The following is a 17,135-nucleotide window of genomic DNA, read 5'->3' as shown; positions in this document are numbered from 1 at the left end:
TAGAAGCACGAGGTGAGGACAAGTGAAAAGATTCGCCCATCGCGCAGTTACATTTTCTCTTGCGATGACGGGTGCGGCCGTCGTGGCGTACTCGCTCGCACACATCGCGCATGACGATCTTGGCGTTCCTGCCACAGCGCTTCGGGAGCAGGCACTGATCTGCGCCGCCCTTATCTGCGGCCTCGTTACGATCGAATTTCTCGTTAGCAAGGAGTGACCAAGCGAGCCGACAATGAGGATCATCGATCTGGCCGTCGCGCTCATTTTCTTCATTGCGAGCGCCGGCGTGGCCGCTTTCCTGATGGCGGTTTTCATCCACTATGGTCTGGGCGTCCCTCCCGCGGCGCTGAGGATCGACGCGCTCATTTCCGCCGGCATTCTCGGCCTGCTTCTGATCGTAACGGCGGTGATCAGCAAGGATTAGCCGAGACAATTGACTGATTTCTGGACGGCAAGACAGGGGGCTCGAAATGTTCACCGGCAAGGTAGTCGACAAGCAGCCTTGGGCTTACTGCGTGCCGTGTTCGGAACGAACGCCGCACCGCTACGAAAGGCTGGGCGTCAATGGCAGGCTTACGTCCAGAGCCATCTGCCTGGTCTGCAACAACGACTCGCGCCAGGGCTCAGTCTCCCAAAAGGCGCCCGGTCCCTCACCGTAAGCAGTGCGGACGACAAATTGACAGGTTTTTCCTGACGGGTCCCCACGGTGGCGGGCTTTAGGATGGCGATTGAGCGAACAACGCATGTAACTTCCGGGGGGCGCGCGGTGGACCAAAAGAACGACAAGCCGCTCCAGCACCACCGGAGCAAACAGCTGCGCGAGCGGGCCTTTTTCTTCAAACGGCTGGCGATCGGCGCAGCCGATCCAAAGTTCTCGGCCAAGCTTCAGGTATTGGTCGACGAATATGAACGCGAAGCGGCCCGGGCAAAGCTCGAACTGGAGCAGCCCGCGACGCCACTACAAACCGCTGACGCCGACGACACACCGGAGCGTCACACCGGTTGAGGATAAGCGCAGCGCGGACCATTTCGTCCCCATCCGCGGCACGACGGTCACGACTCCAGGCATCCGGCATTGCTCGAACCAACAACATTAGCCGACGGCATGGCAACCCAACACGTCCCCGATGACATCAGGGATTTCATAGTGAAGCACATCGCTTCGGTTGCCCAGATTGAAGCGCTGCTTCTGATCTGGTCGAATCCGGAGAAGTGCTGGAGCGTGCCGAGGGTCGCGGCGCGCATCTACGCCGGTGAAACCGAAACGGCAAAAGCGCTGGAGGGACTTTGTGACAACGGCCTGCTCGCCCGCAAGGACGATACCTTTGGCTTGAACGCATCGGACAACAACATCGAAATGATTGGAAGACTGAAGGACGCGTACGCTCGCCATCTCATCCCCGTGACGGATGTCATCCACGGCAAATCGCGAGACTCCCGCCTGGCGGCAGAGACGCGCGGGCTTCGAAGGGATCAATGATGGCCACCATCATCTCGCGCCCGGGCCGCGGGCATATCGCAAGTTTCTTCGCCGCGCTGCTGGCTGCGCTGCTCGTCTCTCAAGCCGCCTCCGCCCAGAAACTATACCCTTACGAGCCGCTGATGATGGACCCGTATTCGACGATCTATGTCAACGATGGTTCCTGTTCGGCGGGCAAGGTTCTGAGGGTGCAAGGTGCCCACCGGAATCAACGCCGCAAGAAGAGCTGTGTGCCCATGAGCGATCTGCAAGGCATGCCGGGCCCGGGCGCGGCCAAATAGAGTCGCGCGACCTCAGTTCGGCGCGGCGAGCCAGCCCTGCTTGATGCCGTAACGGACGATATCCGCGCGGCTGCGAAGCGCTTTCTTTTCGGACGCGCGCGCCTTGTACGTCTCCACGCTCTTGACGCTCACTTCGAGCTGACCTGCGATCTGCTTGTTGCTGAAGCCCTGCGCCACGAGCCGCAGCACGTCCTCCTCGCGCCGGCTGAGCTCGCCGCCATCGCTATCGTCCGACGCTGCAAGTGCCGGTGCATTCACCGCCGCTTTCTCGGCGATCGTCGGATCGAGATAGATATCGCCCTGATTGACGGCACGGATCGCGCGCAGCAGTTCGTCTGCGGCCGATCGCTTCAGCAAATATCCCTTGGCGCCCGCTTCAAGCACTGGATGCACATAGGCGCGGTCCTCATGCACCGTGAGGGCGATGATCTTCACGTCGGGACATTGCCGGCGAATCTGGCGCGCCAGCTCCATCCCGCTGATATCAGGCAGCGAAAGGTCGATCACGGCGATATCGGGCGAGGAATCACGGATGGCCTTCAGGCCGGTGGCTCCGGTATTGGCTTCGCCGACGAGCTCGACTTCCGGCACGCCCTGCAGCAGCGCACGGATGCCCGCGAGTACAACGGGATGATCGTCGACAAGTGCAATGCGAACGGGGCTCATGCGGCAGCCTCCGAGGTTTCCAGCGGGATCTGGACAAAAATCGTGCTTCCTTTTCCTTGCGAAGATTCGATGGCGATCGTGCCGCCGAGCAGCGCAACCCGCTCCTTCATGCCGGAAAGGCCCAGGCCCGGCGGCCGCGCGCTGCCTGGCGCGAGCCGGCCCACGGTCTCGGGATCAAAACCGACGCCGTCATCCTCGATGACCAGCGCCAGCCCTTGCTTCTTCTTCTCGAGCACGATGCTCACCTTGCCGGCGTCCGCATGCTTCAGGACATTGGTCAATCCCTCCTGAACCAGCCGGTACAGCACGGCCCCGACGTCGGCGGGCAACCGATCGTCGCGTCCGAGGGTCTGGATATCGACGCGAACGCCATACCGTTCCTGCCAGTCCGCAACATAGGCTTCGATGGCCTTGAAGATACCGAGATCGTCGATGGCGGTGGGGCGCAGGTCCGAGGCGGTGCGATGAATGTCGCGGCCGATCTGGCCGGCCAGTTGTTCCAGCCACCGCACTTGCTCCGTCGCGGCATCGCCGTGGTTGCCCTTGGCCAGTCCCTGCTCCAGGGCCTTCAGGCCGAGCGATAGCCCGGTCACCGTCTGCCCGATCTGATCGTGCAGCTCCCGCGAAATCCGGCGCTGCTCCTCTTCCTGGGCCGACGCCAGGCGACGAAGCAGATGGTGCCGTTCCGCCTCCGCACGCTTGAGGATATCGATGTCGGCCAGCACGCCGTGAATCACATGTCGCCGGTTGGGCGGCCCTTCGGCTCTCCCAGCCGCGCGTAACCAATGCTCGCCGCGGTCATCCGACTGGACTGGAAACTCGACGCTGCCCGAGCGGCCACTCTCGATGCAGTCGGTTGCAAACGAGGCCAGCGTGGCTCGGTGCGACGGCTCGAGCAGCGCAAAAATCCGGTCGGCCGACCATCGCGCTTCGCCGGCTCGGGGAGCTGCAAGGCCGAGTAGCGCACAGAACCGGCTGCAGCCGCTGAATTCGTTTGCGGACAGATCCCAACGCCAGGTCCCGAGTTCGGCCGCATCGATTGCGAGCGCGCCGCGCTTTTCGCTGTCCAGCAGCGCCGCCGCCGATTGCAGGGCCTCCATGCGGCGCCGCTGGGCGATTTCGCGGCCGATCACCAGTCCGAGCGCAATGGCAAGGCCGACACTCGCCGCCGTACCGCCGACCAGCAGCCGCAACGAGCGCGACACCGGCGCGTTTAACTCGGAGACCGGCACGCCGACATGCACCGACCAGCCGTCGGTGCCAGCCAGAACGCGGTGAACGGTTTCCACAGCAACGCCCTCGCTCGTCTCCGTTCGCGGCGAGTTCGAGCCGCCGCGTGCCATGGCTTCCTGGACCGCGGGTGTCGTTACGCCAGCCTTGGTCATTTTGGTATCGGGCGTGCGCGCGACGATCTTTTCCTTGGCGTCGATGACCGTGCCCGCCCATCCGGTGGGCAAACCGGCTTGCGCGAGAATGGTGCTGAGCTGGTCCGGCAACAGGCCGATCGTCAGGACGTAGCGGAGCTCACCATCCCTGATGACCGGAACGCGCAGCGACACGAGTTGCTTGCCGATGGCGGCTTGATAGGGACCGAGCCCGCCGAGAACAGGTTTTTTTGTACGAAGAACGGCGTTGAAGCTGTCGGTGTCGGTCACCGGACCGAGCGGCGCGCCCAGCGGCCGCAGCACGTTGAGGACCTGCTCCTTATCCGGCTTCGTCAGCGCGGCAGTCTCCCACAGCGAACGTGCCGCCACGATTCGCGTGGCCTCGAGATAAAAGTCCTGCAGATTATCCCGATCCAGCGCGGCCGAACTTGCAAGCGTTTCGGCCACCTGCATCTCGCGCGAGATCTCGCCTTCAATCCGGTGCGCGACCTGGGTCAGCGCCTGCGTTGCGGCCTCACGCGCGTAGCTGCGTTCCTGGTCGGCGGTGATATAGGCCATCCACCCGCCGAGAAGCAGAACTGGAATGGCGGCGGTGAGAACGAGGGCCGTGAACAGCCAGACGCCTTCCTTCGGCCGATTTGAACCGGGGGATAGCCTGCTCCCCAGTTCCGCGATCACGGCCATGTCTTCCTGCCGGCAATAACGGACAACGCAATTGCTCCCTTAACCTCGAATGTCCAATCGGATCAGTTCGCTCTTGTTCTGCCAACAATCATCTCGGCCGGCTACGGTCAGGAAATTCCTGACGCCCGTCGACCCCTGATGGTTCCAATTCAAACAGGTCCCGGGGGACCGCCGAGCCGCGTGCCGGCCGGCGCTCACGTCGAATGCACCGCCTGCGGCTCGTCGGCATATTTGTGCGCGAGCCATGACGACAGCATCGCCGGCACCATGCCGACGGCGCCGTAGAGCAAGAACTGCGTCGTACCGGTATCCGGCCCTCGCGAGCCATAGAGCAACGAGGACGCGGCAAAGCCGATGGCGGCGACGATCAGGGTCCGCACGGCAGGGAGAATGCGCCTGACGTGACAGAGAATATCGTCGATGGCGCCGACCATCAGCGCCGGCACGATGCCGAACAGGTAGCTGTAATGCAGCGTCTTGAAGAATGCGCCGAGAAATTTGCTGATCTCGCTCCAGTTGGTGTCGGTCCAGTAACCCGAAGCCACCGTGGTCGCGAGCAGCATCAGAAACCCGCCGACGAACGGCCCGATCGCTCCGAAGATCAGATAGCGTTTCATGGAACTGCCTCCTGGCGCTGGTCACTCCCATACAGCAGGCCAGGGACCAAGTAAATTTGTCGGGCCCCTCTTCCCATGGCCATAGCCGACAGCCTGCATCCGATCGGATCGCATCGAGGTCCATGAATGGACGTTCAGCAAGATTAAGCGGCCTTATCCGACGCAAGACTGAAGCAACTTCCGTACGTCTCCGGACTTATCGCTGACGGGAAAAACTGGCATGGCGCTGCGGGGATCGCAGGCCATGGAAGCGGCATTGCCGCGCTGCAAGAACGATGAGGACCTGCGATGTCCATGCTTACTCCTGCCGTGCAACGATCCACCCTCGGGCTGCATACGCTCGAACAATACGAACCGCTGATCGGCGCTGCCGGAGTCGAACGCATCGCGGCAAAGGCGAACCGCCTGGGCACGATGCGCGTCGCCCATATCAGCTCGACATTCTATGGCGGCGGCGTCACCGAACTGCTGACGCCGCTGACGCTGATGATGAACGCCAGCGGCATCGAGACCGACTGGCATCTGATCCAGGGGACGCCCGGGTTTTTCGGCTGCACCAAGAAGCTGCACAATACGCTGCAGGGCGAGCGCGTAGAATTTTCCGACGCCGAGAAGACGATCTATGAGCAGGTCGTATTCGAAAATGCCATGCGGCTTCATCTCGAGGATTGCGACGCGGTCATCGTGCATGATCCGCAGCCACTGCCGCTGATCGCGCATTTTCCCGATCGTGACATGCCGTGGCTGTGGCAATGCCACGTCGACCTTTCGTCGCCCTACGCGCCGGTATGGGCCTATTTGCGCCGCTTCATCGGGCAATATGATGCGGCGATCTTCTCGCTCCCTGAATACGGGCAGGATCTTGGCGGCGGCCAACACTTCGTCACCCCGGCGATCGATCCGTTCTCGGCAAAGAACCGGGAGCTGTCGGCGCGCGAGATCGGCGAATTCCTCGGCAACTACAAGATCCCGACCGATCGTCCATTGGTGACGCAGATTTCGAGGTTCGACCGCTGGAAGGACCCGACGGGCGTGATCGAGGCGTTCCGCAAGGCAAGGCAACAGGTCGATTGCACGCTCGTGCTCGTCGGCAACAATGCCTCCGACGATCCGGAAGGCGGCAAGATCCTGGAAGCAATCCAGAGCGCCGCCGATGACGGCATCATCATCCTTAGCGTCGACGATCCGACGCTGGTGAACGCGCTGCAGCGTTCCGCCGCCGTCGTCCTGCAGAAGTCGCTGCGCGAAGGTTTTGGCCTGACCGTCACCGAGGCGATGTGGAAAGGCGCCGCCGTGATCGGCGGCAATGTCGGCGGCATCCGCCACCAGATCAAGGACGGCTGGAACGGGTTTCTGGTCGATACGCCTGATCAGGCTGCCGACAGAATCGTTCGGCTCCTGAAGGATGCAAGGCTCCGGCGGCAGATCGGCTCGCGGGCCAGGGAAAGCGTGCGGCAGAACTTTCTGATGAGCCGGCTATTAGAGGATTGGCTCGACCTCTTGTCCAGATACGAGCGGCGGGTGGCCTGATCGCATGGATGTCGATGGTGCAAGGCCGATGCGAATTGCGCAGATGGCGCCGCTGATGGAAAGCGTTCCGCCCAAGCTCTACGGCGGCACCGAGCGCGTGGTGGCGTGGCTGGTCGACGAGCTGGTCAACCTCGGACACGAGGTGACGCTGTTTGCCAGCGGGGATTCGCAGACATCAGCCCGGCTTCACGCCGTCTGGCCGCGGGCGCTCCGGCTTGGCCGGCCGAAGACGGACCCGATGGCGACGCAAGCGGCGCTGCTGGAGGCGGTGGCGCGGCACGCCAGCGAATTCGACGTCATTCACGCGCATATCGATTGGCTGCATCTGCCGCTGTTCACCAGGCTCGGCGTGCCGTTCCTGACCACCTGCCACGGGCGCCTGGACCTGCCGGGCTTTCCGGACGTCGTCGGCCGTTTTCCCGACGCGCCGTTCGTGTCGATATCGGATAATCAGCGCGCGCCCTTGAGCGAGGCCAGGTGGATCGGCACCATCTATCACGGCCTGCCGGCGGACCTGTTCCGTCCGTCGTTCGAGGCCGGCTCCTATCTCGCCTTTCTCGGCCGCTTGACCAAGGAGAAAGGACCGGAAGCCGCGATCCGGATCGCGCGCGCCGTCAACATGCCGCTGCGTATCGCCGCCAAGGTGCCGCGCGGCGAACGCGGCTACTTCAAGGAGCAGCTCGAACCGCAGATCGATGGGAAGCAGGTCCAGCTCAGCGGCGAGGTCAATGACGAGACGAAGCGGCAGTTTCTCGCTGATGCGGCGGCGCTGCTGTTTCCGATCGACTGGCCGGAACCGTTCGGCCTTGTCATGATCGAGGCCATGGCCTGCGGTACTCCCGTCATCGCCTTCCGATCGGGATCAGTGCCCGAGGTGATCGACGACGGCATCACCGGCTTTGTTGTCAGCGATGAAGCCGAAGCTATCGAAGCGATCAAACGACTGCCCGAGCTCGATCGCAGGAAAGTGCGCGCGCAGTTCGAGAAGCGGTTCACCGCAAAGCGGATGGCCAAAGAGTATCTGCGCTGTTACGCGGCGCTGGCGCGGAGCCGCGCCAATGAAGCCGTCCCGGCTTGAGCTGGGCGAGCGTCCACAATTTCGTCATGCCCGGGCCTGTCCCGGGCATCCACGTCTTCGACTCTGCATAAGAGAACGTGGATGGCCGGGACAGCGCCCGGCCATGACGATGTAGAGAGCATGGAGTGGCTTACTTCCTGCCGGCTACCGCAACCGCCGCGACCGGCTCGCTCTTCTTTCCAAGGATCCGGTCCGACCCGAAGCGGATGGTCCATTGCGCGACCGACAGCAACAGCGATTCATAGATCGCCACGCATTGCTCGAGCTCGCGGTCGGTGGCCGGCGGGCAGTCGGGGCGCATGCGGACGATCATCGTCGTGGTCGACCAGCTCAGCCGCGCCGCCTTGCAGGCGACGATCAGGCCATAGACCCGCTCGGGTTCGAGGAACGGTTCGATCGCCTCGACCTTGACGTCGGCCTTCAGGGCAAGAGCGGCGACCACCAGGTCGTATTCGCCGCGCACCGCAAACCGGTTCACCGTGGAATCGTTGAGCTTGCCGGCGCGGTTGAGCGCGACGACCTCATTATACGCCTTGGTGTAGTCGATCGCCTTGCGGGACGTAGCTGGCGGTGCGGCCGTCGCGGCAGCACCCGGCGCCTTCTTGCGGGCCACCGGCCGCGAGGCCGTCAGGAAGCGGGCGCGGACCACGTCGGCCACCTTGCCGATCAGCTCGCGCAACAGGTTGCCGGGAATATCCAGGCGAAGGCCGAGCTTCTCGGCAAGCGCCTCGTCGCGCTCCGCGCGGCCGACCAGCGTGGCGTAACCGCATTCGGAGAAACGCGCGCCGGCATTGCGGGCCAGCGCGTTGGAGACGTTGACGTCGCCAAACCGCATCAGCGCGTCCGTCAGCGCCTCGTTCAACGCCTTGCGGTCGGAGATCGCGAGCAGATGCTGCTGGCTGCGGCTGCGGGCGATCTCAAGCAGGTCCTGGTCCGACAGGCAGACGGAATGCCGGAGGATGGGCCCGGCGACCTGAACGTCGTCGTGGAAGGCAAGGTTGCGGACGGTCTGGCGCGGCGCCTGCTCGATGGTGGCCAGCTCTTCGCTGAGCTCGATCAGGCTGGCCGCCGCCACCCGCGCGATCAGTTGGGCGAGGACGGCATCGACGGCGGCGATCTGGGATTCGCTGAGCCGGTCGAAGTTCGACAGGAACAGGTCCGTCACCTCCCCGAAAACCTGGGCGTCATGTTCCGGCCCGCCCTTCTCGGCGCCGTTCAGCTCCTCGCGCAGACTGGTTGCGGCCGTCATGGCGATGCCGCCTCTGGGCGGATCGTTCGGGCGCGCCGCATCACCGCCCGCACTACCGCGCGGACGGCCGGCATGTCAGGGGATCCATCGGCATCAACGCGCATTCGAGTGCCATTCGACGGGCCGGTTTCGGCAAGCCTTTTTACTTCCACGAAAGCAATGAGGCGGGTGCGAGCAATAGCCGCTGATCGTACCCAGCCTTCCCTAACGGGTGGTTGTTCCGGACCCCGGATTTTCCGCATTTTTACTGAGTTTGCGGCGCCGCACGGCAGGCCGGGTCGGCCCCGCCCGGGGCAGATGCGCCGCAGCGACCTCCCCGATCGCGGGGTCGGGCACTCCACCGCTTCGACAGCGGCCTCCGAGCGATCGGGGAAAGAGTCTCGCCGTCCCGCTCGGTGGACTCAATTTCGTGGCGCGCTCGCAACAGTCCAGAGAAGTGTTGAAGCGAGCATTGCAGCTTCACAGCGTTGGCGCATAATTCGCGCGGGGCGGCGCAGCACCTTTCGATTCGGACATCGGCAGAAATCGAGCAACCACACGCGGATCACCTTCCGCGTGCGGGAAGACGCGTGCGGCAGCGCAAGCCGCCTGCAGCGCCCCCAATGAAATGAACAGCGGCCGAGGCGCCGCACGCAAACTTTTGGGGAACCGGTCAAATGACTTCCTGTCGTACCATCAAGATCGCTGCTCTCTTCGCCATCGCCGCTGCGGCGACGGCGCTTTCCGCGAGCCCAAGCCTCTCGTCCGACGCGCAGCAGATGTGCACCGGCGACGCCATGCGGCTATGCGGCCACGAAGTTCCCAATATCCAGCGCATCACCGCCTGCATGGTGAAGCACAAGGCGCAGCTCAGCCCGGGCTGCCGGGCCGTGATGGACCGCGAAGCCGCCGCACGCCGGCGCGCCGCCGCCGTGGAATGACGGATCGCTCAAAACGCAGAACAGCCCCGGCATCGGGATGAGCGATGCCGGGGCCGTTTTTTGTCAGAAAGCCTCGCGCACGCCTCGCGGATAGCTACTCGCCCCAAGCCGCAAACGCGTCGTTGAACGCGCGCTCGCCCGGCGAGCCCTTTTCGATCGCGATGATGGCGCGACGCTGGTTGACGTAGACCAGCGGCACGTCGAACCAGGAGCGCTCCTTCAGAAGCTGCAGATTGCGCGAGCGGTCGGAATCGACGTTGGAAAGGCCGACCAGGAAGAAGCCGTCGGTGACCTTGACGGCAAGGCCGGCCAGCGGCGTGCCGCGCGCCTGCTCGTTCGACTTCATCAAAATGCCCGGCACGTTGCCGACGCCGCCGCCGGTGAAATCCTGCGGCAGGATGAAGGTCAGCTCGGCGGTGTGGCTCGCCGGCAGCGACGAGTCAGTGTTGCGGCGGAACGACATCGTCATCTTGAACTTACGGTCGGGAATCTCGATGTCGGCGCGCACGGCGATGTCAGGCTTCTGGTTGCCGCTCGCCTTGATCGGTTCGGTGCGCCAGATCACCGAGCCGACATACTGCTTGCCCTTGGGATCGGACGGGTCCTCGTCATACAGCACGACGCGCTGCGCCACCGGCGCGACGTTCTCGCCGGTTGCGGGCTGGCCGACGCGATCGGGAATCTTCGGGCGCGACTGCGGCGCGGCCGGATCCTTCGGCGCTTCCGCCACTTGGGAGGATTTGAACAGGCCGCTGAAGGCCGACACCACCGACTTGCCCCACAGGATGCCGGCGCCGACCAGGATGAGCACGATGCCGACCGCAATCGCGCTCTTGAACGGAAACACGGCAGCAGAACGGGCGCGCTTCTTCGGCGGCTCGCGATCGCGATCCTGCGAGAGCCGCGGGCGGTCGCGCAGCGGCGGCGGCGGATAGCGGTCGGCCTCCGCCAGCTGCTCCTCGTACGAATACGGCGCCTCGGGATCGGCGCCGCGGTTCTCCATGCTCGGCTCCAGCCGGTCGAATTCCGGCGAGGGCGACGGCACGTTGGCATAGGTCTTTCGCGCGGCGCGATTGGCCTGCGCGGCGGCGCGGCCGAGATCGTCGGCGTCGGCGGCGATGTCGCGGAAGCCGCGCATGCCCGGCGGCTGCGGCGGGCCGCCATTCTCGGGACCGCGGCGCGGACCGGCCCCGCGCGGAGGCGGCGGCGGCAAGCCGGCATCCTGCATCGGAATCGGCGGCACCTGCGGGCGCGGCGCACCGTTCGGCGGCGCATCGGGACGCAGATTGCGCGGCGGACGCGGCTCCTCCTGGCCAAGCGGCGGACGGCCCTCGCGCGCAGGCCCCTGCGGCGGACGCGGGCGCGGGGCGCCCGGTGGTGGCGGCGCTGCCCCATCCTCCGGCGGACGGGCATTGGCGCGGCGGAAATTATCGCCCGCCCGGGGGGCACCGCCCGGACGCGAGGCTTCCCGGGCACGCTGGGCGGCTTCCGATTCGACCTTGCGAACGGCTTCTTCCAACGACAGCCGCTCGCGGGTGATCTCCGATTCGGAAAGCGGCGGCTGCACGCTGCGCAACTGCGCAATCAGCGCGGTGCGGGCCCGCTCATAAAGCGCGCGGCGGCTCTCGCCTGGAGCATTCGGGTCCAGGCCGGCAATAGCGCGTGCGATCAGCGGGTAATAATCAGCCATTTCTCATCAATACTGCTGGAGCGGCCGCAACATCCCGTCAAGCCTCGAACGGATTCTGCACCAGGATAGTATCCTCGCGTTCGGGGCTGGTGGAAAGCAATGCGATTGGACAACCCACGAGTTCCTCGACCCGGCGGACATATTTAATGGCCTGGGCCGGCAAGTCGGCCCAGGAGCGTGCATTGGCGGTCGGCTCTTTCCATCCTTCGATCGTCTCATAGATCGGCACCACCCGAGCCTGGGCGCCCTCGCCCGCCGGCAGATGGTCGATCTCCTTGCCGTCGAGCATATAGCCGGTGCAGACCTCGATGGTGTCGAAGCCGTCGAGAATGTCGAGCTTGGTCAGCGCAAGGCCGTTGATGCCGCAGGTGCGGACCGTTTGCCGCACCAGCACCGCATCGAACCAGCCGCAGCGGCGCTTGCGGCCGGTGTTGACGCCGAACTCCCTGCCGCGGCGACCAATCTCTTCGCCGATCTCATTGTTCAGTTCGGTCGGGAACGGGCCCTGGCCGACGCGGGTCGTATAGGCCTTGCAGATGCCGAGCACATAGCCGACCGCACCCGGGCCGAGGCCGGTTCCGGTCGCCGCCTGCGCGGCTACCGTGTTGGACGAGGTGACATAGGGATACGTGCCGTGGTCGACATCGAGCAGCGCGCCCTGTGCCCCCTCGAACAGGATGCGCTTGCCCTCGCGGCGCTTGATGTCGAGCAGTCGCCACACCGTCTCGGCATAGGGCAGCAGCTTGGGCGCCAGCGCGGTGAGCTCCTTCAGGATCCCGTCGCCGTCGATCTCTTCCAGATTGAGGCCGCGGCGCAGCGCGTTGTGATGCGCCAGCAGGCGATCGATCTTGTGCGGCAGCGTGTCGAGGTCGGCGAGGTCCATCAAACGGATGGCGCGGCGGCCGGCCTTGTCCTCATAGGCCGGGCCGATGCCGCGGCGCGTGGTGCCGATCGCGGTGACCGCGTTCGAGGATTCCCGCAGCGCGTCGAGATCGCGGTGCAGTGGCAGAATCAGTGTCACATTCTCGGCGATTCGCAAATTGTCCGGGCCGACGGCGACGCCCTGCCCCTTCAGCCGCGCGACTTCGTCAAGGAAGGCCTGGGGGTCGAACACGACGCCATTGCCGATCACGGCCAGCTTGGAAGGCCGCAGCACCCCGGAGGGCAGCAGCGCCAGCTTGTAGGTCTCGCCATTGATGACGAGCGTATGGCCGGCATTATGGCCGCCCTGGAAGCGCACGACGATATCGGCCTGCTCCGATAACCAGTCGACGATCTTGCCCTTCCCTTCGTCGCCCCACTGGGCGCCGACGACGACAACATTGGCCATATCTATGGTTTTCCCTGCAAATCTCTTGGTTCCAGCATGATTTCACCGGAAAACCGGCACTCCAACTTTCCGGACCATGCTTCTGTCTCGCCCAGCCAAAATCACGGCCGGGGCCGTTCGCGTGCAGGGCGCCCCACCGGATAAAGGAAGCAGCTGATCTAGGCAAGCAAGAAGGCGGCTTTATGGGGGCCTTAGAACCGCTCCAACCCATTGATATACCCGTAAAAATCGGAGGCTCCCAGAGCCTCGCTGCATTAACTTCGCGCAATGACGGAAAGGCCATGTCGAAAACCACCCGTGCGACCCAGGCGCTGGAAAGGCTGGGCGTGAAATTCACCGTGCATGCCTACGCCTACGATCCGGATGCGGCGAGCATCGGATTGCAGGCGGCGGAGGCGCTCGGCGTGCCGCCATCGCGCGTGCTCAAGACGCTGATGGCCGAGGCCGACGGCAAGCCGGTCTGCGCCGTGGTGCCGTCGGATTGCGAGGTCAGCATGAAAAAGCTCGCCGCCGCCTTCGGCGCCAAGACGGCGAAGATGATGCGGCCGGTCGATGCCGAACGGCTGACCGGCTACCACGTCGGCGGCATCTCGCCGTTCGGACAGAAGAAGCGCGTGCCGGTCGCGATCGAGGAAGCGGCGCTCGGCCATGCCAGCGTGTTTCTCAATGGCGGCCAGCGCGGCCTGCAGGTCGAACTTGATCCGAGTGACGCCGTGAAGGCCGCGGGCGCAATCGCGCGGCCGCTTGTGGCGTGAGCGGCTGCGACAAGCCGCTATTTGCTGAGCCTGGGCTGCGTCTGCGCCCACAGCATCGCCTCGATGATGGCCTCGCGCAGCTTCGGGCGCTGCTCTTCATCGCATTCGATGAACGCCAGAATGGAATTGGCGCGAATGGCAAACTGGTGACGTGTTTCGGCTTCGGCTTCTTCGGCCGGTGTCGGTCTGTTCAAGGGAATGCCCATCATCTGTAGAATTCGACCTCACGGATCAGGGTACGCCGCACCAGCGCGGCCGCCCCCAATCCCTGGTCCCAACGATCGAACGAAGTTTCGCTAATCAAATAGTGCCGGAATAATCGCATGCGACCCTCAAAATCAAACAAAGGTTGGGTCTCATGAATCGATCATCTTTTGATTGCATATCCGCCGACCTTTTGGCAACCCCAAATACCGTGCAGAGCAAGCAGCAAGACGCCTGCATGGTCGCGATGCATCCTGCACCATTGATGCACGAGGCAAATCCGTGTCTGTGACAGAGGCCGGGCCACATTCCGGCCCGGCGACGCCAGCCGGGCGGGCCGCGGCGCCATGAACTGGGCCTTGTCCTCGAATGTCGGCTACCGAACAGACCTCATCAGCATCGTCATCTCGGAACTGGATCGCCAACCAGCCCTATCTTTTGCTGAGCATCACCGCGCTATGCTGGGCCGGCAACGCGATCGTGGGGCGGCTCGCCGCCGGCCACATCGCGCCGGTGACGCTGTCGTTCCTGCGCTGGTCGCTCGCCTTCCTGGTCATCCTGCCGTTTGCCTCAAAGCACCTCAGGCGCGACTGGGACGCGATCCGAAGCCGCCTCGGCATCATGATCGTGCTCTCGATCACCGGCATCGGCGCGTTCAACACCCTGCAATACTGGGCACTGGAACATACCCAGGCGCTGAACACGCTGTTGCTGCAGTCGGCCGGCCCACTGGTGGTCGCAGTCTGGTCGCTGCTATTGCTCGGCGTGCGGCTGACGCTGGCGCAGGCGGCGGGCATTCTGTTGTCGACGGCCGGCGTGGTGATCATCCTGATGCATGGCGACCTCACCAAGCTTTCCAACATCGAATTCAACCGCGGCGACCTGATCTTCCTGGTCGCGCTTGCGATCTTCGGGCTCTATTCGGTGCTGTCGCTGAAGCGGCCGGCGATCCATGCCCTGTCGTTCGTCGCCTTCACCTTCGGCGCCGGCGCCGCCTGCCTGATCCCGCTGTTGATCTGGGAATTGTTCGCGCGGCCCGTGATGCAGCTCGACACGGCGAATGTTTTGACGCTGGCCTATGTCGCGCTGTTTCCCTCCACCCTCGCCTATCTCTGCTTCAATCGCGGCGTGCAGCTGATCGGCGCCAACCGCGCCGCGCCGTTCTTCCACGTCGTGCCGGTGTTCGGGACCATCATGTCGATCGCCTTCCTCGGCGAGCATCCGCAGGCGTTCCACTTCATCGGCTTTGCGCTGGTGCTGACCGGGGTGTTCGTGGCGTCGCGGAAGCCGCAGACGACCTAGGGCGTGTACGCACCAATATATGAGCCTTTCAGTCGTGGGGAGTCCGGCTGATGGGTAACCGCAGTTCGCTATTGTGAATGTCGGACAGATCTCCCCGAAATTCCAGACCACCAGCGCTGGCAATTGCGCGGGCACGCGCGCACAAGACGAGATCGCCGGTCTGTAACACTGACGTCTCCCAGAAATCTGAGAGTGCTTCTCCAATAACTCTTGCCGCCTTTTGCCATTCAGGCGCTGCGCACGACAACAATAGCGGGTCGAAGAATGAAAGCGGCGCGGACACAAGTTCACCTTCGCTGAGCACGCGCAGCGGTGCATTTTCGGTCCTCAGGCGTCCCCACAATTGTCGATACCGGGCGCGCAGGACCGCCGTGAGTGCTTCAGTGCGGTCGAGCAGTTCGTTTTCGAGAATCGTGTGTGGAGGCAACATTGCGAGGGAAATTGCAGGGTGTGGCTTGGTCGGCCCAGTGCCAATTCCTGTCACCATGACGTCGGTTAGATCGACAATTTCGATTGGTTCTTCGCCAAGCCGCCACAGCCATTCGAGAAAACCCGCATATTCTTGCGTGGATCGTCGCGACAGCCACGCGACCCTTCGACTGCTGATCGACAGCGCCTCGGACCAGAAGGAAGTTGCTTCGCCGACGACTTCCTCCCACCCCGCATAGCCGAGTTCGCCTTCGACCCACTCCCTGCGCAACTCGGGATCGGGCGGGTTGATCGGGCCGAAGCTGAGGCAATCGGAAAGGCTGACCACACGTTCGGCGCGGCCCGCCTGTCGTAGTGCGTCACGCAGGCCAGCCGCCGCGGACGAATTGAACACGACATGAAGCGTCGATGCAGCCATTGCGAAGCATCTCCCAAATGATGCGGTTCTGACTTTATAGAATAGCGTGTAGTTACGTCTGCACGTTTGCCACAACCGAAAATTGATAAAGAGAAGCAAAAAGCTCATGTCTGCCTCGTGGCCCGAACCGGACATGCCAGCGGGCCGGGACGATGTCTGCCAGGGAAAGGCGGAATCGCGCCCGATCGGTACAACCGACCCTATGAGCATACGGCCCAGTTCCGGGTCGTCGGGCGCGGTGACTTGCCGTCATAAATCCGATATCACTCGGATCCGCTTCTCCTAGGCATTTCAATGAAGGTTCGCGCCAGCAATCTGATGATCGGCACGCTCACCCTGGCCCTGATCGCCGGGTCGCTTGGCGCGTGGCTGGGTTATCAGAAGCTCGCCGGGATCAAGCAGAAGGTGCCGTTCCGCGTGGTCTTCGAAGGATCGGCGTCCGGCCTGCGCAAGGGCGGCAGCGTCAATTTCGCCGGCATCCGCGTCGGCGAGGTGGTGTCGCTGAAGCTCGACCATCCGCGCCGCGTGGTCGCGCTCACCATGATCGACGGCAACACGCCGGTCAGGAGCGACACCCAGGTCGGCCTCGAATTCCAGGGCCTCACCGGCATTGCCGCGATCTCGTTCACCGGCGGCTCGGACGAGGCGCCGCCGCCGCCCAAAGGCGCCGATGGCATTCCGGAGTTGACCGCCGACCGCGAAGGCACGCTCAACACCCAGGAAAAGATCCGCGTCGCGTTGCGCAACGTCGACAAGGTGATCGCCGACAACGAGGTGGCGATCAAGGACACCTTACGGAACTTCGAGAGCTTCACCGCCTCGCTGTCGGGCAATGGCGAGAAGATCTCCTCCGTCATCGCCACTGCCGAATCCGGCGTGGCCGCCGTCGACGGCGCAATGGACAAGACGAAAGACTTCCTCGGCCGTCTCGCCAGCGACAAATATGGGGGCGAACTGCTGCCGACCGTGATCTCGATGCGCGAACTGATCGAAAGCTTTGACAAGAAATCCGGCCAGGTGCTCGCCGACGCACGAAAGATGCTCGGCGAGGTCTCTGCCGCCATCAACAAGTCCAGCCCGGCACCTGCCGCCCCACCCCGCCGCCGCTGAGCCCAGC

Annotated in this window: 18 protein-coding genes; 10 read left to right on the top strand and 8 right to left on the bottom strand. The window is 64.0% G+C overall.

Annotation, left to right across the window (positions count from 1 at the left end; all coding sequences use genetic code 11):
• The first annotated feature begins 232 nt into the window (after positions 1-232).
• The 4 genes from QA643_RS06925 to QA643_RS06910 all read left to right on the top strand — a co-directional run bounded on the left by QA643_RS06925 (position 233) and on the right by QA643_RS06910 (position 1,761).
• Complete coding sequence (locus tag QA643_RS06925) at positions 233-424, top strand: hypothetical protein (RefSeq protein WP_283032447.1); 192 nt, start codon at positions 233-235, stop codon at positions 422-424.
• A 342-nt stretch (positions 425-766) separates the two neighbouring features.
• On the top strand, positions 767-1,006 hold the full coding sequence (locus QA643_RS06920; RefSeq protein ID WP_283032446.1) for a hypothetical protein: 240 nt from the start codon (positions 767-769) through the stop codon (positions 1,004-1,006).
• Between the two features lie 69 nt (positions 1,007-1,075).
• Positions 1,076-1,480, top strand: a complete 405-nt coding sequence (locus tag QA643_RS06915) for a hypothetical protein (protein ID WP_283032445.1) — start codon at positions 1,076-1,078, stop codon at positions 1,478-1,480.
• On the top strand, positions 1,477-1,761 hold the full coding sequence (locus QA643_RS06910) for a DUF6719 family protein (RefSeq protein WP_283032444.1): 285 nt from the start codon (positions 1,477-1,479) through the stop codon (positions 1,759-1,761). Before QA643_RS06915 ends, QA643_RS06910 begins: the two co-directional genes overlap by 4 nt.
• Positions 1,762-1,773: 12 nt before the next feature.
• Here the strand turns inward: QA643_RS06910 and QA643_RS06905 are convergent, their stop codons facing one another.
• From QA643_RS06905 to QA643_RS06895, 3 genes are all read right to left on the bottom strand, one after another.
• Positions 1,774-2,427: a response regulator transcription factor gene (locus tag QA643_RS06905; RefSeq protein WP_283032443.1), complete on the bottom strand. Its 654-nt coding sequence runs from the start codon at positions 2,425-2,427 to the stop codon at positions 1,774-1,776.
• Positions 2,424-4,496, bottom strand: coding sequence for an ATP-binding protein (locus tag QA643_RS06900; RefSeq protein ID WP_283032442.1), 2,073 nt, complete (start codon positions 4,494-4,496; stop codon positions 2,424-2,426). Before QA643_RS06900 ends, QA643_RS06905 begins: the two co-directional genes overlap by 4 nt.
• Before the next feature lie 194 nt (positions 4,497-4,690).
• Positions 4,691-5,113: a DUF5413 family protein gene (locus QA643_RS06895; protein ID WP_283032441.1), complete on the bottom strand. Its 423-nt coding sequence runs from the start codon at positions 5,111-5,113 to the stop codon at positions 4,691-4,693.
• Between the two features lie 288 nt (positions 5,114-5,401).
• On the opposite strand from QA643_RS06895, the gene QA643_RS06890 reads away from it, so the two are divergent.
• Both QA643_RS06890 and QA643_RS06885 read left to right on the top strand, forming a co-directional pair.
• The gene (locus QA643_RS06890) at positions 5,402-6,643 is read left to right on the top strand and encodes a glycosyltransferase (RefSeq protein ID WP_283032440.1); all 1,242 of its coding nucleotides are present in this window, start codon (positions 5,402-5,404) and stop codon (positions 6,641-6,643) included.
• 28 nt (positions 6,644-6,671) lie between these two features.
• On the top strand, positions 6,672-7,721 hold the full coding sequence (locus tag QA643_RS06885) for a glycosyltransferase family 4 protein (protein ID WP_283032439.1): 1,050 nt from the start codon (positions 6,672-6,674) through the stop codon (positions 7,719-7,721).
• Positions 7,722-7,851: 130 nt separating this feature from the next.
• Here the strand turns inward: QA643_RS06885 and QA643_RS06880 are convergent, their stop codons facing one another.
• Positions 7,852-8,970, bottom strand: a complete 1,119-nt coding sequence (locus QA643_RS06880) for a DUF2336 domain-containing protein (protein ID WP_283032438.1) — start codon at positions 8,968-8,970, stop codon at positions 7,852-7,854.
• A gap of 656 nt (positions 8,971-9,626) precedes the next feature.
• On the opposite strand from QA643_RS06880, the gene QA643_RS06875 reads away from it, so the two are divergent.
• Positions 9,627-9,890 (top strand): hypothetical protein, encoded by a 264-nt coding sequence (locus QA643_RS06875; protein ID WP_283032437.1) that lies wholly within the window; start codon positions 9,627-9,629, stop codon positions 9,888-9,890.
• A gap of 94 nt (positions 9,891-9,984) precedes the next feature.
• On the opposite strand, the gene QA643_RS06870 is transcribed toward QA643_RS06875, so the two are convergent.
• Together QA643_RS06870 and QA643_RS06865 are read right to left on the bottom strand one after the other, a co-directional pair.
• A complete protein-coding gene (locus QA643_RS06870) occupies positions 9,985-11,580 on the bottom strand; it encodes a hypothetical protein (protein WP_283032436.1) in 1,596 nt (531 codons plus the stop codon).
• 37 nt (positions 11,581-11,617) lie between these two features.
• Entirely contained in the window at positions 11,618-12,910 is a 1,293-nt protein-coding gene (locus QA643_RS06865) for an adenylosuccinate synthase (protein WP_283032435.1), read from the bottom strand.
• Positions 12,911-13,191: 281 nt separating this feature from the next.
• Between QA643_RS06865 and ybaK the strand changes: the two genes are divergently transcribed.
• On the top strand, positions 13,192-13,665 hold the full coding sequence (gene ybaK, locus QA643_RS06860; protein ID WP_283032434.1) for a Cys-tRNA(Pro) deacylase: 474 nt from the start codon (positions 13,192-13,194) through the stop codon (positions 13,663-13,665).
• A 17-nt stretch (positions 13,666-13,682) separates the two neighbouring features.
• On the opposite strand, the gene QA643_RS06855 is transcribed toward ybaK, so the two are convergent.
• A complete protein-coding gene (locus QA643_RS06855) occupies positions 13,683-13,874 on the bottom strand; it encodes a hypothetical protein (RefSeq protein ID WP_283032433.1) in 192 nt (63 codons plus the stop codon).
• A gap of 364 nt (positions 13,875-14,238) precedes the next feature.
• Between QA643_RS06855 and QA643_RS06850 the strand changes: the two genes are divergently transcribed.
• Positions 14,239-15,171: a DMT family transporter gene (locus tag QA643_RS06850; RefSeq protein ID WP_283032432.1), complete on the top strand. Its 933-nt coding sequence runs from the start codon at positions 14,239-14,241 to the stop codon at positions 15,169-15,171.
• 28 nt (positions 15,172-15,199) lie between these two features.
• Here QA643_RS06850 and QA643_RS06845 read toward each other — a convergent pair whose 3' ends face one another.
• Positions 15,200-16,126, bottom strand: a complete 927-nt coding sequence (locus QA643_RS06845; protein WP_283032431.1) for a DUF3658 domain-containing protein — start codon at positions 16,124-16,126, stop codon at positions 15,200-15,202.
• 186 nt (positions 16,127-16,312) lie between these two features.
• Here QA643_RS06845 and QA643_RS06840 point away from each other — a divergent pair, with 186 nt between their 5' ends.
• The gene (locus QA643_RS06840) at positions 16,313-17,128 is read left to right on the top strand and encodes an MlaD family protein (RefSeq protein WP_283032430.1); all 816 of its coding nucleotides are present in this window, start codon (positions 16,313-16,315) and stop codon (positions 17,126-17,128) included.
• Positions 17,129-17,135: the final 7 nt, after the last annotated feature.

The sequence above is a fragment of the Bradyrhizobium sp. CB3481 genome, from assembly GCF_029714305.1.
In the GTDB taxonomy this organism is placed as follows: Bacteria; Pseudomonadota; Alphaproteobacteria; order Rhizobiales; family Xanthobacteraceae; genus Bradyrhizobium.
This window is presented reverse-complemented; position numbering and strand designations above follow the sequence as displayed.